Here is a 25,096-nt window from a genome sequence, read left to right as displayed (position 1 = left end):
GAGCGAAGTCGAGGTCATTTTGACCTACTTCTATTCAATAATCCTTCTGATTGAAAGCAAGTGATTCTAGGTATTATTTGGTTGAAGTCACTGTCCCTTTAGGGACAAAATATTGGTAGAAAAAATTTCAGTGGATTTCCGTGCCTTTAGGTACGGAATATGATGTACCCGCCTTTAGGTGGGCAATTCCGAAACCTACCAAACCAGCATTAAACGTTATTGGTTAATTGTCAGCTACTAAGACAATATAAAATACCAGATAGCGAGGGTAAAAAATGAAAGCGGAATTCCGATTCCCACAAGGAGAGAAGCAAGTTTGGGTTCGAGGTCGTGGGTGATGGCAATGATCGAGCCCGTAATCATCGGGGCCATGGCAGCCTCCATGACCGATACCTGCAAAATCAAACCTTCCAATCGGAACACATACTTGAAAAGAAGCAAAATTACCAAAGGAATCAGGATAAGTTTGTAGGTTAGTCCATACCAGAGAAACTTTGACTTCAATGCGGCAAAGTCCATTTTGACCTGCAAACCTACAGAAGTCAATGCCACAGGAGTCAAAGTAGCTGTTATGACCTGCAATAATGCATCAAATCTTCCTCCGATCTCAAGACCATAAAAATTAAGCCCAAAGGCGATCAAAAAGAACAAAAAGGGTGGGAATGTGAGAATTTTTCTGGTGATGTCTCTCTTCCTTTTTTTGCCGACACTGTAAATCGATGCCACGATGACTGCCACGCTGCTGACAATAATGAATGACCCGGCCTGATCTATCAGCAAGGCAATTTTGACACCTTCCTCCCCATAAAGAGCCTGTATGATTGGGATTCCCACAAAAGAGGTATTTGCCAAGCCTGCTGTAATCACCAGACAACCTGTAATGGAATTTCCCCAATTGTACTTTTTACCGAGTGTTCCAAAAATCAACCAAGAAAGCCCAAATCCAATCCATGCCGCGGCTACCGGCAACAATAACTCTGTCCGCAAATCGATTTTGGGTAAATACCGCAATGCCAAAGCTGGTAGGACTATGTAAATCAGGTAACTGTTCAGGTACTTGGAGGTATTTGCGGGGACAAATTTGAACCGCTGCAAGAAAAAGCCCAAAACCAAAAAAACAACAATGAGGATGATATTTACCATGTACTAAGGTGCCAAAGCTTTTGAACAGGATGACTAATTGAAATCAAAATAGAAGTAAATTCTAAAGTTAACATAATCGTAATTTACAATTAACCGATTCTAAGATCTATTGCTTTTCATTTGTAAGGTAATAACTGAGCAATGATGAAATTGATCCCATTAGTCATCGAAGGAAAAAGAATCGTCCAACTCTCCCAACTCACCATCGATCAGGCCAATGACCTGAGGAGCTGGCTTCCTTCCAACAGCATCAAGAAAGTAAATTTTCAGGGAATGGAGATCAGTGATTGTATCTCTTTTGAGACATATGAGTATTGGTTCAGAACCTATCATTCACTCACTCGTGCTTACGAGACGATTCTGGATTTTTAATCCAGCCCAAAACCTTTCCTCTTTTCGGAAAAGTATTCTTTAAGATCAGGATAATACTTGCTCTCTACTTCGGGGATTCCCAATAGCGTCAATCCCATATTTCCCGATGCACTGTCCCAATCCGTTTCCATAGTTTCAATCATAAAAATCACTTCCTGGGTGGACAAAGTCTCAAAGCTCTTGGAAGGACTCAGATTGATGTCATTGCCATAAAAATCCACTGCTTCATAGTGGATCATCCCATCCAAAAGGTTGGCATAGATACTTATTACTTCCCCCCACTGACTTTCAGGAAAATCAAGCCTGATCAAAAGTACCGATGTAAGCTCGGCTTCAAAATAGGTTTCGGGTCTGAATCTGAAATCAACCATGTCGGAAAACTACTCAAAATATGGCAAAAGGTTGTTTTTTAGGCTATTCTAAAAATATAATTCGACAGGGAATAAAATTATGAATGGTAATTTTTGATTAACAATCTTATATATATTTGCGTTATCTGTTTGAATTATTGAAATAAGTGAAAAAATTCCGCGACATAGTCCCATTCCTCAGTCATTTCAGCTTGGCATTGATGCTCAGCATTTTGGCTAATGGTGTGTTGTTTTTTCACTCTCATGAGTTGAACGGAAAGATCATTACCCATGCTCATCCGATTTTATCTTTCGAACAGGAATCCCAACCTGACCATGGGCATACAGAAGAAGAACTGATCATCCTGGATCTGCTCGCACATGCTGATTATATTGTTTATCAGTTTGAAGTTCCTGTTCCTGAATCGATTGTTTTTGACCAAAGTTTTGAATCATCCTTTGCCTCAGTAGAATTTTTCTCCCAAGTCCAGCTTGGATTTGACCACCGGGGCCCCCCTGCTATTGCCTGATTTTTATTTCTTGAAAGGTAGGTTCTTACCTTTCTAAATTCCCTATTTTAATTTATTTCAAATTACAAGCAATTTAAGCAATGCGACTACTATTCGTTATTGCCCTTACTCTGATTTCCGTCGGGGTATTGGCAGCACAAGACCTTACCATCACAGGACGAGTCCTTGATAAAAATACCAATTCCCCTTTGCCGGGTGTTTCAGTTTTCGTTCCCGAACTCAATCGCGGAGTGGTCACTGACCTCGAAGGAAATTTTAAAATCACTTCCCTGCCGGAAAAAAATATAACCTTCCAAATATCCTATATAGGGTATTCCACCCAAGTGCAAACTGTGAGGCCAAATACCGCAGGGAAGGCTGTTGTGATCCAATTGGAGGAATCTACGACCAATATCGATGAAGTCGTGATTTCGGGGGCATATATCATGAGCAAGGAAAGTTCTCCCATCAGCATCGAAAAAGTTGACAGGATGGCAATTCTCAAAATGCCTTCACCAAGTTTGATGACGGCATTGACCAGAACCCCGGGCGTGAATGAAATCTCTTTGGGACCCGGTATCAGCAAACCTGTCATCCGAGGACTTTCTTTCAGTAGGGTGTTGTCAGTATACCAAGGAGGAAGATTTGAAAACCAACAATGGGGTGCTGACCATGGTTTGGGATTGACAGAGACAGGAATTGGCAATGTCGAGTTGATCAAAGGCCCCGCTTCTTTAATCTATGGATCAGGTGCGATGGCAGGTGTTGTGAACCTCATTGAGGAAAATGATGCTGCCAAGGGTGATGTAGATGGCTATGTCAACCTGCGGGGATACAGCAATAACCTTGGTTTACGATCTGAAGTCGGTGTCAAAGGAGCTGCTGAGAATGGCTTTGTTTGGTCTATGAACGGTGCTTTGGAATCCCATGCAGATTACATTGACGGGGATGGCCGGACAATGGGCAATACCAGATTCAATACCCAAAACCTCAAAGGAGGAGTGGGACTTCAAAAGAAATGGGGAGATACAAGACTCCGCTACACTTACATGAAGCAGAAGCTTGGCATCTTGGATGAAAATGGGATAGATGAGCTTGCAACTTTTAGAGGTGACCGCAAAACACAGGTTCCTTATCAAAATGTCACTGACCACTTTATTTCCTCAGAGACCAATGTGTTTTTGGGTGAGGACAAGTTCAAAGCTACCTTTGGATTGCATAAGAACCTCAGAGAAGAATTGGAATCTGGCCCTGAAAGTGTTGATTTGGGATTGAACCAGACCAATATCATGTACGATCTTAAGTACTTCAAGACCCTCAATCCTCATTTGGAAGCAATTTTTGGCGTTCAGGGCTTTGTGCTCAATACCATCAACTACGATGATGCATTGGAATTCCTTATCCCTGACGCAAGAAAAGACGACCGATCGGTCTATGGTCTTTTGAATTACAACAAAGACAAATGGGTCATCCAAGGTGGCCTACGATATGATTACAGAAAAGTGAATGTGGATGCAAGTGCGCCACATTTCATTGATTTCGGATTTATCTTACCGGGCGAACCTGAAGACAGGAAGCTCGAGAGGACATTCGATGGTGTGACCACTAGCGGTGGGGCGACTTTTCGACCGGATAATAAATGGAGATTCAGGTTAAACATCGCCCAGGGTTTCAGGGCGCCGGATTTGGCTGAGCTATTTTCGAATGGGGTACATCCTGGCACAAGAAGATTTGAAAAAGGAAATGCCTCTTTTGAAAGAGAGCAAAACATCCAGACCGACTTTGGTATTCGGTACAGCGGCAAAGGATTCGCGCTTTCCGGAGAAGTTTTCTACAATAACATCAACAATTATATTTTCTTTGCCCCGACAGGAGAAGTTCAGCAGGATTTGGATATATGGTCATTTGAGCAGGCAGACGCTAGACTTTATGGAGGAGAAATCGAATTGGATATCCAGCCTACTTCGGTCAAATGGATCAGCGGCTCAACGTCCTATGCGATGGTCATCGGTCAGAGAACAAATGACCTGAGCTACCTTCCCTACATCCCAGCGTTCCGATGGAATCAAAATGTAGATTTCAGAATAAATGACATCGGAATTCTTCAAAAACCATACATCAGCGTTTTGGGATCTTTGGTTTTTGACCAGGAAAGAGCAGCACCTTTGGAAGAAGCAACCCCGGGTTATTTCCTTTTGGGAATGAATATCGGAGGAAATCTGAAAGTGGGGAACAATACGGTGGATGTCTATGTCAGCGGAACCAACCTGTTGAACAAAGCTTATTTGGATCACTTATCTCTTTTCAGACCTTTTGGTGTCAATCAGATGGGAAGGAATATTGCATTGAATGTGAGGATACCGTTTTAAGTTAAGTGGTTACCCGCTTCTTTGTCAGTAGCCTTTATTCATCTGCAGGCAGGACGGAATTCCGATAGCTATCGGAACGAAGTCGGAAGACCGATGTACCGGGCATTTCAGTCTCATGCCAAGAATTAAGTTGAAATTCAATATTACTATCATATTTCGAACATAAATTTTAAATTAACATAAACCCATTAATTAAGCCCTCTTGATTTGCAATCAGAGGGTTTTTGGTTTATTCAAATCAAGGCCTTATTGCAGATTTGAGGAGATATTCATTTTATATTCCATTGGATAATCCATTGAATAAAACTAATTTTGGCCGACCTATTAAAATATCCCCATGAAAAGAGATCAGGCTATTTTTGACCTAATTGCCAAAGAGGAAAACCGTCAAAAAACCGGAATTGAATTGATTGCTTCAGAAAACTTCACCAGCAAGCAGGTGATGGAAGCAGCAGGTACAGTACTGACCAATAAATACGCAGAAGGACTTCCCGGCAAGCGGTATTATGGAGGTTGTGAGATTGTAGATCAGATCGAGCAATTGGCAATTGACAGGGCAAAGGAGCTTTTTGGGGCTACTTGGGCCAATGTGCAGCCGCATTCCGGAGCACAAGCAAATGCTGCTGTTTTCTTGGCAGTGCTCAATGCCGGTGATCCGATCTTGGGTTTCGACCTTTCACATGGAGGGCATTTGACCCATGGTTCCCCAGTTAATTTTTCGGGGAAATTATACAAGCCGCATTTTTATGGCGTAGAGGAAGAAACCGGAGTCATCGATTACGACAAAGTGGAAGCCAAGGCATTGGAAGTAAAACCAAAATTGTTGATTTGTGGCGCTTCGGCCTATAGCCGCGATTGGGATTATGAGAGGTTGAGAGACATTGCGGACCAAGTCGGCGCTTTGTTATTGGCAGATATTTCACATCCATCAGGATTGATAGCCAAAGGACTTTTGAATGATCCATTGGAGTATTGTCATATCGTGACTACTACCACCCACAAAACCCTTCGCGGACCAAGAGGTGGATTGATCCTGATGCGTGATGATTTTGACAATCCATTTGGGTTGAAGACGCCTAAAGGTGAATTGAGAAAAATGTCTTCCCTTTTGGATTCAGGCGTATTCCCAGGAACACAGGGCGGTCCATTGGAACATATCATTGCAGCCAAAGCCATCGCTTTTGAAGAAGCACTTTCTGATGAGTACATGGAGTATGTCCTTCAGGTCAAAAAGAATGCAGCTGTCATGGCGGATACTTTTGTAGGTTTGGGATACCAAATCATTTCAGGCGGAACTGATAACCACATGATGCTGATCGACCTTCGCAATAAAGACCTGACAGGTAAATTGGCTGAAGAAACTCTCGGCAAAGTAGATATCACTATCAACAAAAACATGGTTCCCTTTGATACCAGATCGCCTTTTGTCACCTCAGGAATGAGGGTTGGATCTGCTGCGGTCACCACCCGGGGGTTAAAAGAAGCGGACATGCGCAAAATCGTATCACTTATTGACAGGGCACTGACAAACCACAGTGATGAGGCTGAACTGGCCAAAATCAAATCCGAAGTCAATGACTGGATGGTTCAGTTTCCATTGTATTAATTATCCTAAAAAAGCGTGGCCTTAGATCAGTATAAAGAAGAGGAAGAAGAAGGCATGTCCTTTTTGGACCATTTGGAGCAGTTGAGATGGCACTTGCTGCGCTCTGCTGCAGCCATATTAATATTTACCGTTGCAGCATTTCTTGCAAAAGGATTTGTTTTCGGTATTGTCATCCTTGGTCCCTCTAAGGTAGACTTCATCACTTATAGGGTGCTTTGCCAGATTTCTGATTACCTTAACGTACCACCTTTGTGTATCGATACCCTTCCATTTACCATCCAAAGCAGGCAGATGACAGGACAGTTTTCCATGCACCTGACCTCTAGTATGGTTGTAGGCCTGATTGTTTCATTTCCCTACTTATTTTGGGAAGTTTGGAAATTTATCGCACCAGGACTGTATTCTAAAGAAAGACAGGCCGCCCGCGGTGCGGTGTTTTTTGTTAGCCTGTTGTTTTTCTTGGGAACCGCATTTGGGTATTTTATCCTTGCGCCACTTTCGATTAACTTCTTGGCCAATTACCAGTTGGATCCAAGTATCCTCAATGAATTTGACATTACTTCTTATATAGGTACACTGAGTATGCTCGTGTTGGCGTCTGCCATCATGTTTCAGCTTCCTGTCGTTATCTATTTCCTTTCAATGTCAGGTTTGGTTACAGCAGCCATGTTGAAAGCATATAGAAGGCATTCTATCGTGGTGATTTTGATCCTATCTGCATTGATTACCCCGCCGGATGTCATCAGTCAGGTTTTGATTGCCATGCCGATTTTGGTGCTTTACGAAGTCGGAATCCAGGTAGCAAAAAGACTCGAAAGGCAACGAGCCAAAAAAGAATTGGAAGACAACCTGAAATACAAAGACAATGGATAAAAGAATCGCCATAGCAGGAGACCATGCCGGTTTTGAATATAAAACCGAGCTGATTAAAGTATTGGAATCTGCGGGCTATGAGGTCAAAGATTTTGGTCCATATACGGCCGCTTCAGCAGATTATCCGGACTTTGTCCATCCATTATGTAATGCCATCGAAGATGGTGAATTCAAGCAGGGAATCCTCATTTGTGGCAGCGGCAATGGCGTTGCCATCACTGCCAACAAACATCAGGGAATACGGGCAGCGCTTTGCTGGAATGAGGATTTGGCAGCTTTGGCAAGACAACACAACGATGCCAATGTCTTGGCTTTGCCGGCTCGGTTTATTCCTTTTGATTTGGCAGCCAAGCTTGCGGATATATTCCTGACGACAGATTTTGAAGGTGGTAGACATGCCACAAGGGTGAATAAGATCGCCTGTAAATAACAAATCCTCCTCATGAAAATGGGGAGGATGTTTTTTTGTTCATTGTCCATGGTTGATAGTCCATAGACGGTGGAAAAAAAGTGAATTGACCACAGACCACGGTCGACAGTCCATTGCCGCTTCAATTGGACTTCAATCCAGGTTTTACCAAGATTCCTTTAAAACCCACCGAGATACTAAAAATGCCCAAATGCTAGAAAAATGTCCGTAAATCGTAAATCGTAATTCGTAATTCGTAACTCATACTTCCTTTCAAGCCTTTTTGACAAACTCAGACTTCAAGGCCATGGAACCGAATCCTTCAATTTTGCAGTCGATGTTGTGGTCACCTTCTACAAGGCGGATGTTTTTGACTTTTGTCCCGGCTTTGATGGGATGGGCGGCACCTTTGACAGGTAGATTTTTGATGATGGTCACTGAATCCCCATTTGCCAAAATGGACCCGTTGGAATCCTTCACCACAAGTCCTTCTTCAACAACGGTTTCCTCTGCCTCCCATTCGAAAGCACATTCCGGGCAGACAAATTTGCCATCCAATTCGTAAGTATATTCAGATTTGCAGGCCGGGCAAGGGGGTAGATTTTCCATAGGGTGAAGGTAAGGGAAGAATAGGATAGAATAGAGAAATTACAAAATAATATGGATAGGTCCACCCCTGGTCAAATAAAACTATGGTAATATTCTCGATCGGGTTTTCATTCAAATCCCGCTAGCTTAAGAATCCTTCTTTGATTAGGGTTATTTGTATTTTTTTTCATCAAACCACTTTTGAAGGTCTGGAGAAACAGCTTTCAATTTTCCTGAAGTCCAAAAGGAATAAGCCTCAGCATAGAACTCCTCTGGTTTATGCGGCCAATTCTCTTGAGCGTAATCCGAAATCGGGGGAATGTTCTTTAATTCTACAAATGCCACAAATTTTTGAACCCTCGCCGACCTTTCATGTGCCAATGCGTTTGCCTTTGCAGCATGAAAGAATTTTTCCTGTTCCTGCTCCACAGGGGCCAATGTCATCAAAATTGCATGCTTGGCGTCAGTATTTGACAATGATTCAAATGCTTGAATTCTTTCTTCCATTTTCTTGTCGACACCAACAATATAGCTTTCTACCTCGGCTTCGGATTTTTCTCTGGACTTGGTTTGGGAATGGAAATTTTCAATTTCGGTGCTTAGGGCTTGTACTGATGTCAGGTATTGTACGGCTTCTCCCAGATTTTTCATATCGTTAGTGACACCTCCAATTGCCTTTGACAGGACTTTGTCATGGTTTGACTTGGCTGTGGAAGTGCTTTGATCGATGGCATCGAGGTCTGTTTGGCTGATGCCGTGTTTTTTGGCTTCACTTTCTTTTTTGTCTGAAGCGGTCTTGGCAGTTTTTGTAGCTGCTTCGTCAGCTTTTAATAATTTCTCATTTTTTGTTCTTTCTGTTCTTTTTTGGTCTGCTATCTTCCTCAAGGCATCCATTTCACCTTTCAATTGTTTCTTTATTGTAGGTTCTGACTCTTTGTTAAACTCTTCCACCTTTTTGGTAAGTTCATCAACAGCAAGGTTCATTTCATCGTTGGCCATAGTAAAGGTGATACTACTTTCATTTTCCTTGTTTATCTTGGTGTTATATTCTGCCAAAGCTTTGTTAGAAGCCAAGTTAGCCTGCCTGCTTGGAAATGTAGCAATGGCATGGCCGACTTCGTGTTGCACCAATCTTTTTTGCTCCACTTCCGGAGTTCCCGGTTTAAAATTCAAATCTGCCAATGAAAGCTCATATTCGTCGGTTACCGTTGTATCATTTACCGATTGTTGAGAAGAAAATTGACCTGCGGTTTTTCCACCCAAACTGGAGACACGTTTCAGAACTACGTCTTTTAGAGCATGGATATCTTCATTTGGAATGTTTGCGATCGCCTCCTTCGTGATTCTCAATTCCTCCAAAGTCCAAGTGGAGGTTTCATCCTCAACTGATTTGAGGGAAAAGGCTGTCTTTATTTCGGATTTAAGCTTAGCAATTGCCTCTTGTTCCTTTTTCCTTGCATCCTCATCAGGATCTCTCTGTATCTCTTTTGATTTTTGGATGAAATGCGTCAGTTCGTGCGCCAATAACTTCTTACCGCTTTGGCTATCAGGATCAAATTTTCCTGAGTTGAAGTAAATGTCTGCGCCATGCGTAAAAGCCATAGCACCTAGGTTTTTGCTCAACGTAGCGGCAGAGGTATCAGTATGTATTTTGACTTTGGAAAAATCCGTCACAAATGCTTGTTCCATTTCTGACTGGGTATTTTTGGGCAATGGATTTCCACCTCCTTTGGAAGTAAAAAGTTGAGAGGATGTTTTTGAGGAAACCACAGGCGTTTCGGCATTTGTCCTCTTCGTCATCAATGTTTGGCTCAAATTTTCATCATCTGAATTACCCTTTAAATGGACTGATGTTGGGTTGGGGGTGATGAAGGGTTCATTTTTTTGGCTAGGTGAGGAAGTATCACTTTCCGAAGCCGAGATTTTTTGAATTACCTGTTCAGCGACTTGGTCTGCTTCAACTTCATATTTGTCGCCGGGTTGGTTTACTTTAAGTTTGGTCTGGATAGGTGTTGCAGAAAAAAAAGATTCCTTTCCAAGAACTTTTGGCTTAGAATGAGATTTCTTATTTTCTTGTACAGCCTCCATTTATATTTCTTCTTAAGTTGAATGAGTTATCTATTTGCCTTATAATTCATGGGTATGATTTAGCAGGAATTTCTTTAAAACTTGAACACAAGACCCAATCCTACTCCTGCCTTTACTTTTCCATCAGATCCAATGTCTATCGGAACTCCAGCTTTCGCGGAGAGCATGTCAGTGATTTTGAGGGAAACTCCGGGTGTAATTTGTCCCGAAGGACCCTGTTCGTCCAAAAGAAATTTTCCTGCGATTTCCGGTGTCAGACGGCCATTTGGAAAAAATATCGCTTTTCCATCCACAGACAGGGAGGGGGAATTTTTGAAGTCCGTTTCGGCTGTAATCCCCGAGTCCAGTTTGAGTTTTGAATCGAATAGTGTCCAACTTCCATTTACTTTGAAATAGGCTTTTGCTTTATCGGGCTTGGAGAGGTCCAAGGGAGTTTCCTCCGCTTTGATTCCTGCGGTGGCAGAAATTCCCGAAGCTTTGTCTTTTGCCACAAGTTCTGCGGAAGTGCTCACGGTATCGCCTGAAGTTTTTTCTGAAGCCTTGGCAGTAATTGCATCGGTCACTTTTTCTTCCCCTGACCTGGTGGTGGTTGTCTTTCCTTTGATTTCCCCTTCTTTGTATTCTGTAGCGACCTCCACTTTTGTTTCAACCTTAGGTTTGTCATCAGCCTTATCTTTTTGTTCTTCCCCTTCTCTTTTGATAGAAAAACTGCTCGACGCATTTGGCTGCAGGGTATGGACGAGTTCATGCGCCAAAAGTCTTTTTCCCACGCCATCTTTTGGGTTGAAATATTTCTTTTGAAAGTAAATATCCGAGCCAACAGTAAAAGCTTTTGCGTTGATTTCCTTTCCCAACCGGGTGGACTGTTCATCAGAATGGATTTTTACGCCGGAAAAATCGCTACCGAAGGCACTTTCCATTTGCCTTTTGGTTTGAGGAGAAAGTGTGCCACCCCTTCCTGGGTTGGTTTTGAGTTCAGAAGCGAAATGAGAGCTTGGTTCAGTTTTTTTATTTTCGTGAACTGTCCTCATCACCTGCCCGGCCATCTTTTCCGATTCTTTTTCCTGCTGGTCATTTGGTCGGCTTATTTTCAACTTTTCCTGAAATGGATTACCCATGAAAAAGGGATTTTTTCCATTTGAATTTGTCTTGACTTTCGACCTTTTAGTCTCCTTTATCGCTTCCATTTCCTTCGTTTTTATTTGTAAATGATGATCTTTCTTGCTACTTCCCCTCCTTCTCCATTTCCCTCTTTATTCCTTTTATCATCATGTCTTTGGTCAATACAAAATCCCGGCTTTCTAAGGCAGTCAGAGATAGGTATTGGACGATGTTGATGATGTGGGAGCCGGTCAGTTCGTATTTTTCGGCGATTTCCCTGAGTCCGTTTTCTTTGCTTATTTTGAACTGGCTTGGCAGGGATTTTTCCCACAAAACCAATCTGTCGTCTGCCTTGGGTGCAGGAAAATAAATAATGGCATTGAACCTCCTGATGAAGGCCGTGTCAATATTGTTTCGGAAGTTGGAGGCCAAAATCACCAAGCCATTATAGCTTTCTATCCTTTGGAGCAGATAGGAAACTTCCTGATTGGCATATTTGTCATGCGCATCTCTGACACCGGTTCGCTTTCCAAAAAGCGCATCTGCTTCATCAAAAAACAGGATCCAATCTTTATTTTCGGCTTTATCAAAAAGCATTGAAAGGTTCTTTTCGGTCTCGCCGATATACTTGGATACGACCATAGAAAGGTCAATCCTGAATACTTCCTTTCCGGTATACTTTGCCAAAAGTGTCGCAGTGATGGTTTTGCCTGTTCCAGGCGGACCGTAAAACAAAGCTCTATACCCGGGTTTGATCTTCCGTCCCAGGTCCCAATCTGAATGTAAAGTATCCTTATGTTTGAGCCAAGTCTGCAATTCTTTGACCTGATGCCAGACTTGATCCGGGAGTACAAGGTCTTCCCAAGTCATTTCAGAATGCAGGTGTTCTGCTGGAAAATTGATGCTCAAAGCGGGAAGGGAAATCTTTCCGGTGGTCATCACTTCCACGTATTCGGGGTCCATGACCAGTTTTCCGCTCAATCTTGGCTCTCCGGTTTTGACAGTTTCCAATGATAAGATCCGGTGTTTGATCAATGGATTGGATTGATCAAAGATCGAGAGTTGGTTCAACCTTTGCGGAATGTCCATTCCCGCCAGTAAAAAAAGAATGGTTTCTCCCGTGGGAACCATGCCTCTATGCTGCTCTGGTTTTACCCCGCCAAACTCAGGAAAATCCCCGCCTTGGGGAAGGTATTCCCGAATGATCTTGTCAAAAAATCCTGGAACAATATGGGGAACCAAGGCGGCAGACAATAAAAGCAAATTCTCTTTATTCAAGTTGTAATGCCTGATTAATCTAGACACTGTGCTTTGCGTGTCGAAAATCAATTCTGTGGAATCCTGATCTTCCAAAATTTTACTATGGAAAAAGTTGTCGAGCCGGTTTTTCAAACTGACTTCCAAAAACTCAATGATGGTTTTTAAATCCTCCATAGTCAGCGCATTTTTATTCCCATTCGACAAACATCATGTCATTCATCCAAGGCAGTTTGATGATACCGAGTCCCCAAGGCAGCTTGGCCAAAAGCACATCTACCGTTTTTCGTTCTACCTGGAGTTTCCACCCTTTTTCTACCCGGCTGATTTTGCCGTTGCGTTGCAGGAAAGTTTCCCGTAAACCGTCAATACTTGTGTTTTTCAAGAAAGACCAATGCCCAATTACTGCCTGAAGCAATTCTTCACCTTCAATTTTGAACTCCTGACTGATGTCAATTTCCACTCCCAAAACTTGAGAAACGCCCATCCCGCAAAGGATTTTATTGAGAGGGTAGAAATTTTCTGAAAGTTCATTTTCTCCAAATACCAAAAATTGGAGCATCCTTGCAGCCAATGATTGGTCGGATTCTGCCACAAACTTTCCGTTTTCTGTCAGTTGTAGGTTGCCGAAGAGTCCGGCCAAAAATGGATGCAAAAGAACCAAACCTGCATTTTCCACAAATATTCCTTCTTTTATTTCCTGATCTTCCTGTTCTTTTGATCCCAATTGATTGGGGGATGGATTTGGTCTTTTCATTGGTCTTGGATCAGGCTGTGATTTGGGGAAGTCCTTTTGGTTTAATGGCTTTGAATTATGTTTTCCTATTTTCTTCTGCAGGAATTCACCTTTTAGAAATTCTACTTCCTCAAGTGAAAAGCCTACTTCTTTCCAAAATGAAGGATTTCTTTTCTGGATACTTTGCATTAGATGGGGAATCTTTCTTTGCAATTCGGGTGGATTGGTTTCAAGAACCAACGTCTTCATTTCTTTTCTTAGTTCCTTCCCCGTATCAACTTCTCTGGCCAAGTACTCTCCCAAATATGTCAAATTTTCCAAAGAGAAATTGGTGATCAGATTTTCAAGAAAGTGGGTTAAGGAAAATGGTTTTTTCTCGGGATCAATACGAACCAATACTTGAAATAATTCTTCTTGGAGATTGGCTCCATCTAGAAAAGAAACCAAATTGGTTACATCAGGATGTAATTTTAGACTCCATCCTGAAACCACTTTTGAAATGAAATCGGAGCTAAAAGCATGAAAGAAACGCTCTTGAAGTGCCGGAGACTTAAGAAAAACAAACCTGAGTTTTTCTAAAAATGGAGGTTCCAAAACCACCGAATCTTCCAAATCTCTAGGATTTGCAAAAGGACTGTTCCAAGGGAAATATCCTTTTTTAAGAAAATGGATAAAAACTTCTTCAGCCTTTTTTCCAACAGGAATGATTTCATTTTTCTCTTTTGATACTGACTTTAAATTTTCATCAAGTTGTATTAAAACCTGTTTTACCAGGTTCTCTTCCCAGTTTTCATATGAAATATGTCCACAATCCAGTTCAAGTTTATCAAAGACAATAGTGGCTTTTGGATCTCCATAATTGTCAAAAGTTTTTTCTAAAGCAGGTTTTATTTTTTCGTAAAACAACAAACCAAGACTGTCCTGCACTCCCAATCCTTCTTCCAACCCTTCAAAATCTACCTGAAGGGAAGCTGTATGGATTTTATGGTTTTGGATTTCGGACATGGTATTTCAAATCAGATGATATTCCCGATTTTCTGAAGTCGTTCTAAATATTTTGGTTTGGTGCTCACTTCCCCATTTTCCTCTGTCTGGGCTATGGCCGCACCTATATCATTGGCAATCCTAAGGACAAGCTGGGTTTCTATTCGCCCAAATGCGCCGGTTCCCCGCATGGATGCCCACACCATAGCATGCTCCTCTATGAATGAAAAGATATTTTCCATCGGGATTTTTGCCTGATCAAAATCCTCTTTTTGGATACAGACTATATATGTCGCCAAGAGATTCAAGATCCGGTAAAGCTCAAAAGCCAAACTTCTGAGTTCTCTAAATTTCAAAATTACATCGTGCAATTGCTGTAGCCATTCCACGAATTGAGAAAGCAATCCGGTATTGACAAATTCACTGACAAAGAATTCAATCTGTTTGTCTGTCGTTTCTCCTGCTATTTGTCTCATCAAAGTAAAGAACTCCTTTATCTGTCCATAAGGGGAATAAATTTCGATGAACCTTTTAAACAGGTCATTGGAATCAGTATTGTCAAATGTCTCAAAGGCTTTGATTATCTCCCTGATTGGTCCGCAGGTTTTTATCAAGATATCATCTCCTCCATCCCTGACAGCAACGCTTACCTCGACCGAATCACTGGAACTGTTCCCGCCCGTATCCGTCACTTTCAGCCCGAATTTGTATATCCCTGCCAAAAGTCCGGTCACAGTTGTCTGCACCAGATTCGGATCGGTGATTGAAGGATTCATTGGCCCTCCTTCAAATGTCCAAATGAAATCAAGCGCATTTCCCTCAGGATCGGTGGAATTACTTCCATCCAAAATAACAGTTGCAGGAGTGTTTGGATTTGGAACCAAAACAGACTGGTTCTCGCCTGCCTCTGCTACTGGAGGATTGTTTTGGGGAGCCACTACGGTGATGGTAACACTGTCTTCGGCATCGGCACCTCTGTCATCGGTTACCTTGAGCACAAATACATATTGACCGGGAGACCGGAAAAGCACTCTGGTCTGAACCTGATCAGGTGTATTGATGACGGCCGATGGACCGCTCTGCTGAGACCAAGAAAATACTACGATCGAGCCATCTCCATCCGTCGATCCCGATCCATTCAAAAAAGTAGTCACCGGTGTTGATGGATTAAAGTCAATATCCTGATCCGGTCCGGCGTTTGCAACAGGAGGGTTATTTGCAGGAGGATTTACAATAATGGTTACAGTGTCTTGGGCAGAAGCACCTTTGTCATCAGTCACTTTCAGCGCAAAAACATATTGCCCCGGATTTTGGAACTGAATAATGGTCTGTACCTGATCGGGTGTGATGATGACTGCTGATGGGCCGCTTTGTTGGGTCCATAAAAATTCAATTATGGTCCCATCTGCATCTGTGGATGCAGACCCATTCAAAGTAACCGTGGCTGATTCAACAATAGTTATGGTCTGATCGGGACCGGCATTGGCTACAGGCCCTTTATTTTCAGGTTTTTTTTCTTCAGGGATCACATAAGCGATCGGTGGACAGTCACTGCAACAGAGATATGGAAGATAAAAATCAGCTATCACCGTTCCCTTGGCGATCGGAGTAGCCTGATCCCGGATTTCATTGTCCCTGATATTGAGTGCATCAAGTACACTTTTGGCTGCGTCTCCGAGATTCAGTTTTTTGATCAGGTCAGAGGCAAATTCAAACTCTGTGCGTTTTGCGGTGATGGCAAGTTCTTTTACATCTTTTCCAATGTTTGTAGAAATACTGGCTTTTTGAGGTTCTGATTTTATTGCCAGACTCTCTTTTGCCAACAAGTTTGTCAGATTATTTCTAGTAAATAAGTCAAGGTTTAAGTTTGGATTAGCCAATTCCGGCAAAGTCAAAACTCTTTCTACTTCACCGTTATATACCAAGATGAAAGTGCCCCCTTTGGTCACACCGGCCTTATGTTCCAATCCCGGATGTTTTTTGAAATACTCATTGAAATTGATGGCGGCATGGTATTGCTCCAACCTTTTGAGGTATTCTTCCTTCAAGGCAAAGAGTTTTTCATTGGCACATTTGAAAAGCAGTTCATTGTTGCTTGGGGAGAAATACCTCTTGATCTCTTCATTTTCAGAGTTTGTAGCTTCTTTGATCAGGCTGGCAACGGTTTTGGAATAGGGAGTCCACAATTTATTGTATGCATCTTCATCGAATTTGTCCAAATCGAAGGAAAGCAGGTACTTCACTATTTCTGCCAATTGCTGCAGGAAAATCAACAACAAATCCGGTTGCCTGATGATGTGTTCAAAAAATACTTTTTGGTCAACGATAAAATTCGAAACATCTTTTGCCACAAAATCTGCGAGCTTTTCACCAGGTTCGACATCCCGTAATGCAAGATTTTTGATGATGTCTCCATTGGAAATACTGATAGCTTGGTTTTTAGAAAGGTCAGCTTTGATGGTTTTTTGCATATCCACCAGATTTTTGGATATGTTAAAACCCCTTTTCAAGGTCAATCCACCCAGTTCTCTATTTGGTTCGATGGTTCTTTTGGGGCGGAGATTACCGACATAGGCCATGATTTGCTGCAACTGACAGACGATGCCGGTGATCATCACTCTGTAGTCAGATTCCAGGTCTTCCACATGGCAACGGATTTCTTTGCCGTTCAATATTGCCGACAGGTCGATGGCATTGAGCGCCAAAACATCAAAAGGAAGGTTGAACCGTTGCTTTTGGCGGATGATTTCTGTCAAGGCGGTTCGGTAATTTTTTCCGATATGGCCTTCAATCCTGAATGCATTATACCTTTCGAGGTCATACAAAAGCGGATTTTTGATCGGTTCCGGAGCATCGGTTTGTTGTGCGGCACGGTATCCCAAATTAAACCTTTGATTGCCCGAATAACTTCTGCTAAAATACCATACAGGATTGACCGCTTTCCAATCATAATAATAAGGAATGGCTCTGTAGCTGATAAAATCATATCCCAAAGTATTAGGGGTAATGGTGATGGGTTCGTTGGTCTGAAGTTTATCCCCGATAAATCCCCTGACCATGGCCACCAATCTTTCCAAAAGTAAGATGGCTTCGTCAGCATTATTCCCCTGTCCATTTAATATCGGAGAGGATTCAAAATAGTGTCTGTGGGTATTCCTTTTTCCCAGAATGGTATTTTCACTTGCCAATCCCAAGGTCAGGTGCATGGGATAATCCATTTCGTCCGCACAGCATTCACCAAAAACCTCTCTCATTTTTGCCCTGAATTCAATGTAGGCTTTGAGCAGGTCGTCCACAAAATCATAGAAATACTGCACAAAAATCCTTTGGCCTGTTTTGCCGGACAGCTTCTTTTTGACAGCTATCAGGTTTAACCCTTTCAATGGATTTTCAGCAGGAAGCCCAAGAGGAACTGCAAACCTGTCCCAACTTCGGATGAGGTTTTCGGAAAGCTTGGTCAGGGTACTGTCATCTGTGATCGCGAGAAAACCGTTGAAAATATCCTCAGCCGTTTTCATATCTGCAACAGGGACATTGAAGCGCTTCAGAAGAATGGAATTGAAAGTAATGGCCTTGCTGGAATCGAAAAGTGACTTTTTGACCAAAAGAACCCTGAGAATGAAGTCCATTCTGCTGCCTTTGTCATTACAATCCTGCGTGTCACAGTTTTTGAGGTTTATCTGTTCGGCTTCAAGAAATAAGACAACGGCATAATCTTGTTTATTAATAGTACTTATTGACTTTTTCCCTTCAGTTTCTTTGTCGCTGTCAGGGATGAGTTGGAGGATATCCTTGGAACCATAGTAAGGAACTTTGTCCCGGTTTTCTTCGCCACATTGGGTCAAAAAATACAGGTCATTTGGAAGAACCGGCGGTGAATAGGAGATAAAATGGGTGTAGTTGGTATCACACAACTGCATCAGGTATCCTTGGGAAGTCAATCCGCAGCCCTTACTGATATTGATGGCAGCATTGGAAGTGTTGATTTCCAATCCGCAGACGATACCTCTGCCCACGAGCTTGATACGCGTCAGCCTTTCCTGCTGCTCCAGGTAGTTCAACAAGTTGTTCAGGTGTCCATTGGACAGCACCTGATCAGCTTCAAAAACGGGGTATGATTGTAAAGGCTGCATGATTATAATTTTTGAGTTCCTAAAATGGTTTTGCCCAGCATGACCGGGTTTTTGTCGGCATCACTTTCTTCACAGTCGTGGAGCGTGGCCTTTGGATACACAGAGTTGAGTTTTGCCAATATTGACAGCATCCTGTCATTGGCCTCCTGATACGTTGCATGGTTATTTCCTGTCGCTTTGAAAGTTGCCAGTTCTTTGATCCAGGTGTTATAACTTGATTCAAATTCCCGGAGCTTCTCATTGCTGACCCAACAGATTTTCAGTTGGACATGGGCCGGGGCTTCCTCCCGGATTTTCTTTTCGAAGTACTGACGAAAGGCCATGTCATCGAAATGCATGGGCCAATGAGGCAATACCACCGAAGCCCTGAAGGAATAAATGTCCTGTTCACAGGGACAGTCACAATCCTGCAGACAGACTTCCATCAATTTGAAATTCTTGCTTTTGGGTCTCAAAAGTAGGTGCTCAATCAGGTGAAAGCCCTCCGGGTCATCACAGTCCATGGCCATTTCTTCGGTGATATCCTGTATGATGGCAAGGGCATCTCCTTCGGTTGGAAATGTCTTTTCACTTTCAAGAATGATCACATTCTGCTTTTTGAGCTTAATTTTTTTGGTGGTATAGTGGTAATTTTCAGGGTTGGTTCCCAATTCCATCACTTCAGTCAATACCGCTTCAGCTTGTGCTTTGTCCTCAAATTTCTTGGAAACGAGTCTGACTCCGTTTCTGGAAGTCAGGGAAAATGAATGCATACAGTGGATTGTTTCTCCGACTTCTTTTTCCTCGCAAATGATCTCAACATTTTTGATACAATACAGAAACCGTCTTGAAAAATCACTGATTCCGGTCAAATGGCTGATTCGTTTTTCCAGTCCGGACACATTATCGGTATCCCAAAGCCTGGTTTCATCAAGTTCAAAATTTTCATCCTGTGGAAAATAATTGAATGCCAAGGACCTGGAATAGCTGATTTCGGGATAGGCTTGAAGGGTCCGGATTTTGATGTCGATGATTTCCTGAGGTTCGATTTTTTCAAGACTGATGTTATCGAGGTTGATCTGATACATGAGTAGGGCATAGTCATTGAAGGACTCTGCAAACCGGGCAAGAAGATGGTCCAGAAACCTGTTTCTTCTCTCAAAAAACAGGTTTTGATTTTCGTAAAGTCTTTGCCATAAAGCCTGACTCACAGGATCGAGAGGATCGTTGGCTATGGCTTTTTCCAAATCTGTGTGAAGGACACCATCGATTTCCCGGATGCTTCCAAGGTATTGGGCAAAATAGGTTTGCCTGATTTCGTCGGTAGAAAAGAGACTCTTGGCATTGGAAAGCTGGGAATTAAAATCGGCCAAGAGCTGCTCAAAAAACATCAGATACCCTTTCAGCTGCTGCTGCTGTGCTTTTCGGAGGTTGTCTGCATGCGAGGGAAGTCCAAATTCCCCTACGCCATAGACCATCGGCAAGTCGTATTGGACCGGCCAATAGCTCATGGTATCTCTTTGTTTTCCTTTGGGAACAGGGAGATCGGCAAAAGTGGGAACCAACTTTCCGATGGACCTTTGGGCATGAAGCAACTGAACGGTATCCCGAACTTCTTCATATTGGGACAAAAACGGAAAACCATCTTTGAAAAAAAGGATTTTTGAGAAACCTGTACTCATCACAGGCTTGTGCAAGGAACCTACAGGCATGCACCAAGAGATTCCTTTTTGACCGGCGACCGGCTTTCCATCGCTATCATATTTCGTCATCAGAAAATTTCTGATCCCCTTTATTCCCTTGATATCCATCAGTAAATTGATGATATCGGAAGCATAGATGACCGATCTCAGCTGTGCTTTTTCTATTTCTTCGGTATCGATAAAGCCATGTGCCAGTCTAGGTCCTTCAAAAATCTCTTCCGTCGGAACGCCTTTTTCCGTCATTTCTTTGAGGGTAAAAAATGAAACCGGAGGATTGAGGTAATTCTCAATGGTGTAGTAAATCTCAGCCTGCACTTGCTCGATATCGGTATCTGCGGTGACATCGACATCAAAGCAAAATGCGATTTCCTCAGAATCTATCGGTTCTACGCTTACAAAATCCTCGCACAGGTTTCTGTTTTTAAGGAGGGTCTTGATGGCGTTTTTGAGGATAGTATCGGCTTTGGATATTTTTTCCAAATAGCTTTCCAGAATCAAGGTTGCAAATGGAATGTCCTGCAAAATAAAAGCCACATGGCTGTCAAGAATTTTTCCTTTGGATGGGTTTTTTGGGATGCTCACTTTAAATGGAATCTCCACGATTTCTCCATCCGGCAATTCGATTTTGAAATGATAGAACCAATTCTTAGAAGAATTTTTTTCAATAGTAAAAGTGGAAGTATCCTCAGTCAGAATTTTTTTGTTTACCTCTTTGATACTTGGCAGTTCAAATTTGAGTTGAAACTCGCCGGCTTCCATATCGACCATGGTAGAAAAAGCAAAGGGGATGTTTTCCAATTCAATGTCGCCGGTATTGAGATCTCCGAGTTCGAGGTCAATGGAAAGATCCAACAAGACCGAATAAAGGCCCTTTAATACTAATTTCTGATCTGTTTTTCCGTACTGTAGTTTGTCCTCCTTGCAATTGAGGAAAATGGGGACTTCCTGTTTTGCGTCGGTAAAAAGCCAGGCATTGTTGATTCCGGGGATGTCTACCAACAGTTTTCTATAGTCTGTAATCGTCAAAGGCGCAGATGTCAAGATCTGCCTGGCCGTGAAAAAAGTCTGTCCGGTAGCTTGGGTTATGAGGTCTTTGATTTCAAAATGGGACCTGTACCCGAGTTCTGTGATGGCATAGCACAGCGCCTCCAAGATGGTTATCCCAGGATCATGGCTGTTATAATCCGTCCAGATATTGCTTGACAGTTTTTCGATATGGCCCAATCCTTCCTGACGTAGCCGCTCAAAGTCCAAGGAATGGGCTAGAATGGGATTTTTTGGTATGGTCGGAGAGGTCTTCATCAGCAGTCGCAGGTTTGGATTACTTGGATGATATGGCGTGGAGCGGATGGATTGGATTCCTCAAAATGCGAAACCAATACCGATCTCGAACCCGATGCGGTAATTTCCTCTAAATCAGAGTTCTTCTTGGCGACTTTACCCTCCTCGTCCCTGATGATGTGGTGGATTTTGAAGCAACTGAGAAAGTCCACATAGGGTCTTTCTTCCACAAAATTGATGAGGGTTGACTTGTTGATTTTTCCTCCGAATGTGATCTTTTGGTTGCTATCCCATGCCCAAGGACAGAGAAACTGCTCGATTTCTATGTCGAGGAGATTTCTGTAAAACACCTCGTCCATGTTGTCATGAAACCTGACTTCAAACTCCAGCTGCACTTCCTCAAACTGTGGGTTGACCACATGTAGCTGCGCAAATGGATTTTTCAGTTTTTCAAGAAACAGACTGATATCGGTAAGTGTGGCTATGGGAGTATAAGGTCGAAGGGGATTGATGTTGGTTTTGTTTTTGAGGTCGGGGATACAGATGACAGTCACATGTCCGGGGAAGTTTTCGCAGAAAATATTCTCTCCGTTTTTTTCATAAAACCCGGTATGGTTGAGACATTTTGTCTGGTAGATTGAGGTGAACTCCTGTAGAATCAAATGCTCATAATCCCAGATGCTGATAGCTCTTTGTTTATGTCTTAGCCGCTCGCTGACCCTTTGGTAATAATCAGGATCGCTTTCCCTTACCCTTCCACCTGTAGAATCAGCGGGTTGGGTAATGGATTTGATGGCACTGTCAGAAAGTTTCAGTTTGCTGATCGTGCCTGCAGGAAGGAGATTTCTGAATTCGATGCCTTCCTGTTCGGATTGTACTAACTCGGCCAAGGCACCTTGGGCTTTGATATCTATGATTTTACAGACTGCGTCTGTGTTTGCAGCGACGGAAGCCTTGACCCAAATGAGCCCTGAAGTAAAAGCAGTATGAATTAATCCCGCTTCTTTTGGAATGCTCAAGGTTACGATTCCAGTTCTTGTGAGATTGATTGTCCCGTCGATGACTTGATTGTCTTCAAATACCGACCATAGGTTTTCTTCAATTAAGAATGACCAAGTGACGGTTTCCAGGTTTTTCAAAGGGTTGGAACTGCCATCAGCAAGAAGAAAAAGCAAATTAATAGTTATAGGAGTTTCGGTTTTTGCTATTCCTATTAACAGCTCCCCTTCTTGGCTGAACCGGGGGACAAGCGATTTTTCTCCGGGTATAGGCTTATAATACCCAAAAGGAGAGAGGTTAAAAAATGCATGTTTTGAATTTGAAGTTGCATTGATCGGGATGTTTTCAGATGCTGTGTAATCGATGGAAAAAGATTCAGCGATGACTTCCTTAGGAACAGGAACAGAATTTCCGGACACCTTGAGCAAACCTGAAATCTCTGATACCTTTTTAAGGTTGGCTGTCAAATTTTGATCGAACACCAAATTTTCAATTTCTATGGCTTTTGCTACTGCTTGACTGCTTTCAACTTTTGTCACCTCGATGGGCTGAAAACTTCCCTGCTGAGAATTGATCACGATGTTGTCAAGTGCCTTATTGACCTCGGACATATGGGTTGCAAGGGAATATGCACTGGTATTTAGCCTGATTCGGAGAAAACCCTCATAGGATTTGGCCTGAAGGAATTCATTACTTCGGAAGTCTAGGGAAGCCTGTTTGAGAAGATTGCCGGCTGTGTTTTTCTGAACCAGATAGCCATTCACATCTTTGGGAAAAGGATAAGATTCCCAATCGTTTCCATGGAGGTATTCACAATAGATGGGTACCGAAATGGGAAGGTTGATTTTGATATAGTCCAGCTTTTTTTGGAAAATTTCCCTGGAACCAATATAAAAACTCGCATTCAGCTTGGGAAAATCACCAAAAGGTTTGAAAGGCTTGGAAGCATCTATAGAACCTCCGTCGCTGCTCAGTGTCAGGTCTTTGACACCAATTACATTGACTTCCAACTTGATGGAGGCGATGGGATTATTCATCAGATCGGCATACCAAATATTGCTTGCTCCCTGATCGAGATATGCCATCAACAAGGGTAAAGCGGTATTGAAGTTTTTTTTATGGGTCTTTTCGAGGTATGGAAGAATCGGTGGCTCCTCCACCCCTAGAGAAAACTCAAAGTTCAAATCATTTTGATTTTCGGAAAATGTGGCATCCACCGTTTTCGAAACCCAATCTTTTTCTCCGGTGAGGGTGATATCGAATGGAATGGATTTTTGATTTCTAAGTATTCCAAATCTGGAAATGGCCGTTTTTGATCGGAGCGGATTTTCAAAGTTGACTGTGATCTTGACAGTTCTCTCTCCTTCTTTGAGAAAGAGAAGATTGGAGGCTATTGCAAATCCTGCTTCTTTGGTTGGCAACATTTTTCTGTCCCCAAATGCGAACCAACTTTTGTCATCCCCTTCGAATTTGCCACCGAGTCCATCAGGACTATTGATGACAGGAAAGGCCAAAAGACTTTTGTTATGGATCTGGAAAGCTTTGATTTCTTTTACTTCAGCCTGATTGAATACCACATCTTGGGTCAGGCTGTAGTGCATTTCCTTGCCGTTTGGGTCTTTTCCGCCTTTCAATAGCGTTCCTTTCGGCAACAAATGCTGTTGGATGTGTTTTTGAAGTCCGATGGTCAGATGGACCTTGTCCGGAACAGGGTTTTGGTTTTTAAGCCTCAATACATCCTTATAATAGAAATCCAGGTGTCTGACGCTAAAGTCATTGAGGCTGTTTTGTGCAGCATTGAAAAGTTTCAGAAATGCCAAGAACAAACCATAATGTGGTTCGTGGTTGGAATATTCATTCAGGGATTTGGTAAAAAGTTCTTGGGCTTTTTGAAGAATGGAAGATATTCCGCTGAGCAAAAGAGAAATCTGATTATTGAATAAATTATGGTTGATGACATGGCTGATTTTTTCTCTGGTTTCGGTTCCGGGAAGGGTGATTTTCAGTTTTTCCGAAGTGAGAGAAAAATAAGTCAATGCCAGCGCTTGGTGAGAATCAATGGTGTTCAGCGGAGCTGTATTGTCGGTCTGATTAGACGTGGATAACAAAGCTATGTTGTCCGCCCTGAAATTATATAGTTTTGAAAATGGTGTATTGAGTTTGGTTTGGATAACAGACTTGATGGTTTGTTGGTGGTCTATTTCCTCCTTCAAAAATCCACACTGCTCATCAATGGTTTTGGCCAGAGAAAAGAGTAAATCGAAAAGGAATTTGAACTGTAAACTTGCTTCCGCATCATCTGAAGCAGCGATCCCAAGTTTAGTTCTTTTGTAAAGGAGCTTGATATAGTCCGACACTTCCAGCATATCAAGTGAAAGCAAAACAGCCAACACTACCGAAATATCCACTTTCATCAATGGTTCCCAAGTGCCTGCATCGGTATTATCCAAATCCTTGTATTTAATATAGGCTGCGTATTTTTTTGCAAAGAGGATCAAATCTTCCATAGACCTTTCGTCCACCTTGGCAAAGGTGGGAGGAAGGGCTTCCAGTTTTCTAGTCAACCGGTCCACACCTTCTCTGGTCAATGGGTTTTTGTCGTTGCAGGCCATAATG

Annotated in this window: 16 protein-coding genes; 6 read left to right on the top strand and 10 right to left on the bottom strand. The window is 42.4% G+C overall.

Annotated features, from left to right (window positions below):
* Positions 1-237: 237 nt before the first annotated feature.
* Positions 238-1,143, bottom strand: coding sequence for an AEC family transporter (locus MMU05_RS20120; RefSeq protein ID WP_241143459.1), 906 nt, complete (start codon positions 1,141-1,143; stop codon positions 238-240).
* Positions 1,144-1,284: 141 nt separating this feature from the next.
* Here MMU05_RS20120 and MMU05_RS20115 point away from each other — a divergent pair, with 141 nt between their 5' ends.
* The gene (locus MMU05_RS20115) at positions 1,285-1,515 is read left to right on the top strand and encodes a hypothetical protein (RefSeq protein WP_241143458.1); all 231 of its coding nucleotides are present in this window, start codon (positions 1,285-1,287) and stop codon (positions 1,513-1,515) included.
* On the opposite strand, the gene MMU05_RS20110 is transcribed toward MMU05_RS20115, so the two are convergent.
* Positions 1,512-1,886 (bottom strand): UDP-glucuronosyltransferase, encoded by a 375-nt coding sequence (locus tag MMU05_RS20110; RefSeq protein ID WP_241143457.1) that lies wholly within the window; start codon positions 1,884-1,886, stop codon positions 1,512-1,514. The two genes, MMU05_RS20115 and MMU05_RS20110, sit on opposite strands and share 4 nt — an antisense overlap.
* Before the next feature lie 146 nt (positions 1,887-2,032).
* Between MMU05_RS20110 and MMU05_RS20105 the strand changes: the two genes are divergently transcribed.
* From MMU05_RS20105 to rpiB, 5 genes are all read left to right on the top strand, one after another.
* On the top strand, positions 2,033-2,395 hold the full coding sequence (locus tag MMU05_RS20105) for a hypothetical protein (RefSeq protein WP_241143456.1): 363 nt from the start codon (positions 2,033-2,035) through the stop codon (positions 2,393-2,395).
* A gap of 80 nt (positions 2,396-2,475) precedes the next feature.
* Positions 2,476-4,743 (top strand): TonB-dependent receptor, encoded by a 2,268-nt coding sequence (locus tag MMU05_RS20100; protein ID WP_241143455.1) that lies wholly within the window; start codon positions 2,476-2,478, stop codon positions 4,741-4,743.
* Positions 4,744-5,080: 337 nt separating this feature from the next.
* On the top strand, positions 5,081-6,349 hold the full coding sequence (locus tag MMU05_RS20095) for a serine hydroxymethyltransferase (protein ID WP_241143454.1): 1,269 nt from the start codon (positions 5,081-5,083) through the stop codon (positions 6,347-6,349).
* 15 nt (positions 6,350-6,364) lie between these two features.
* Complete coding sequence (gene tatC, locus MMU05_RS20090) at positions 6,365-7,222, top strand: twin-arginine translocase subunit TatC (RefSeq protein ID WP_241143453.1); 858 nt, start codon at positions 6,365-6,367, stop codon at positions 7,220-7,222.
* Positions 7,215-7,652, top strand: a complete 438-nt coding sequence (gene rpiB / locus MMU05_RS20085; RefSeq protein WP_241143452.1) for a ribose 5-phosphate isomerase B — start codon at positions 7,215-7,217, stop codon at positions 7,650-7,652. Before tatC ends, rpiB begins: the two co-directional genes overlap by 8 nt.
* Before the next feature lie 252 nt (positions 7,653-7,904).
* Here rpiB and MMU05_RS20080 read toward each other — a convergent pair whose 3' ends face one another.
* From MMU05_RS20080 to MMU05_RS20045, 8 genes are all read right to left on the bottom strand, one after another.
* Positions 7,905-8,240, bottom strand: a complete 336-nt coding sequence (locus tag MMU05_RS20080; RefSeq protein ID WP_241143451.1) for a zinc ribbon domain-containing protein YjdM — start codon at positions 8,238-8,240, stop codon at positions 7,905-7,907.
* Between the two features lie 150 nt (positions 8,241-8,390).
* Positions 8,391-10,307 (bottom strand): eCIS core domain-containing protein, encoded by a 1,917-nt coding sequence (locus MMU05_RS20075; RefSeq protein WP_241143450.1) that lies wholly within the window; start codon positions 10,305-10,307, stop codon positions 8,391-8,393.
* A 74-nt stretch (positions 10,308-10,381) separates the two neighbouring features.
* On the bottom strand, positions 10,382-11,425 hold the full coding sequence (locus MMU05_RS20070; RefSeq protein ID WP_241143449.1) for an eCIS core domain-containing protein: 1,044 nt from the start codon (positions 11,423-11,425) through the stop codon (positions 10,382-10,384).
* A 106-nt stretch (positions 11,426-11,531) separates the two neighbouring features.
* On the bottom strand, positions 11,532-12,842 hold the full coding sequence (locus MMU05_RS20065; RefSeq protein ID WP_241143448.1) for an ATP-binding protein: 1,311 nt from the start codon (positions 12,840-12,842) through the stop codon (positions 11,532-11,534).
* Between the two features lie 13 nt (positions 12,843-12,855).
* Positions 12,856-14,406 (bottom strand): contractile injection system tape measure protein, encoded by a 1,551-nt coding sequence (locus tag MMU05_RS20060; protein ID WP_241143447.1) that lies wholly within the window; start codon positions 14,404-14,406, stop codon positions 12,856-12,858.
* Between the two features lie 11 nt (positions 14,407-14,417).
* Positions 14,418-18,518, bottom strand: coding sequence for a PKD domain-containing protein (locus MMU05_RS20055; protein WP_241143446.1), 4,101 nt, complete (start codon positions 18,516-18,518; stop codon positions 14,418-14,420).
* A 2-nt stretch (positions 18,519-18,520) separates the two neighbouring features.
* Positions 18,521-21,502, bottom strand: a complete 2,982-nt coding sequence (locus MMU05_RS20050) for a hypothetical protein (RefSeq protein ID WP_241143445.1) — start codon at positions 21,500-21,502, stop codon at positions 18,521-18,523.
* Positions 21,502-25,092: a baseplate J/gp47 family protein gene (locus tag MMU05_RS20045; protein ID WP_241143444.1), complete on the bottom strand. Its 3,591-nt coding sequence runs from the start codon at positions 25,090-25,092 to the stop codon at positions 21,502-21,504. The genes MMU05_RS20050 and MMU05_RS20045 overlap by 1 nt, the downstream gene beginning before the upstream one ends.
* Positions 25,093-25,096: the final 4 nt, after the last annotated feature.

The organism is Cognataquiflexum rubidum (assembly GCF_022538115.1).
GTDB lineage: Bacteria > Bacteroidota > Bacteroidia > Cytophagales > Cyclobacteriaceae > Cognataquiflexum > Cognataquiflexum rubidum.
The sequence above is the reverse complement of the archived record's forward strand: the minus strand, read 5'-3'. Positions and strand labels throughout refer to the sequence as shown.

Coding starts and splice junctions, on each gene's coding strand:
- MMU05_RS20045 (WP_241143444.1), bottom strand. CDS start 25,092: ATGGCCTGCAACGACAAAAACCCATTGACCAGAGAAGGTGTGGACCGG.
- MMU05_RS20110 (WP_241143457.1), bottom strand. CDS start 1,886: ATGGTTGATTTCAGATTCAGACCCGAAACCTATTTTGAAGCCGAGCTT.
- MMU05_RS20095 (WP_241143454.1), top strand. CDS start 5,081: ATGAAAAGAGATCAGGCTATTTTTGACCTAATTGCCAAAGAGGAAAAC.
- MMU05_RS20060 (WP_241143447.1), bottom strand. CDS start 14,406: ATGTCCGAAATCCAAAACCATAAAATCCATACAGCTTCCCTTCAGGTA.
- MMU05_RS20065 (WP_241143448.1), bottom strand. CDS start 12,842: ATGGAGGATTTAAAAACCATCATTGAGTTTTTGGAAGTCAGTTTGAAA.
- MMU05_RS20115 (WP_241143458.1), top strand. CDS start 1,285: ATGATGAAATTGATCCCATTAGTCATCGAAGGAAAAAGAATCGTCCAA.
- rpiB (WP_241143452.1), top strand. CDS start 7,215: ATGGATAAAAGAATCGCCATAGCAGGAGACCATGCCGGTTTTGAATAT.
- MMU05_RS20070 (WP_241143449.1), bottom strand. CDS start 11,425: ATGGGTAATCCATTTCAGGAAAAGTTGAAAATAAGCCGACCAAATGAC.
- MMU05_RS20100 (WP_241143455.1), top strand. CDS start 2,476: ATGCGACTACTATTCGTTATTGCCCTTACTCTGATTTCCGTCGGGGTA.
- MMU05_RS20080 (WP_241143451.1), bottom strand. CDS start 8,240: ATGGAAAATCTACCCCCTTGCCCGGCCTGCAAATCTGAATATACTTAC.
- MMU05_RS20120 (WP_241143459.1), bottom strand. CDS start 1,143: ATGGTAAATATCATCCTCATTGTTGTTTTTTTGGTTTTGGGCTTTTTC.
- MMU05_RS20075 (WP_241143450.1), bottom strand. CDS start 10,307: ATGGAGGCTGTACAAGAAAATAAGAAATCTCATTCTAAGCCAAAAGTT.
- MMU05_RS20055 (WP_241143446.1), bottom strand. CDS start 18,518: ATGCAGCCTTTACAATCATACCCCGTTTTTGAAGCTGATCAGGTGCTG.
- MMU05_RS20050 (WP_241143445.1), bottom strand. CDS start 21,502: ATGAAGACCTCTCCGACCATACCAAAAAATCCCATTCTAGCCCATTCC.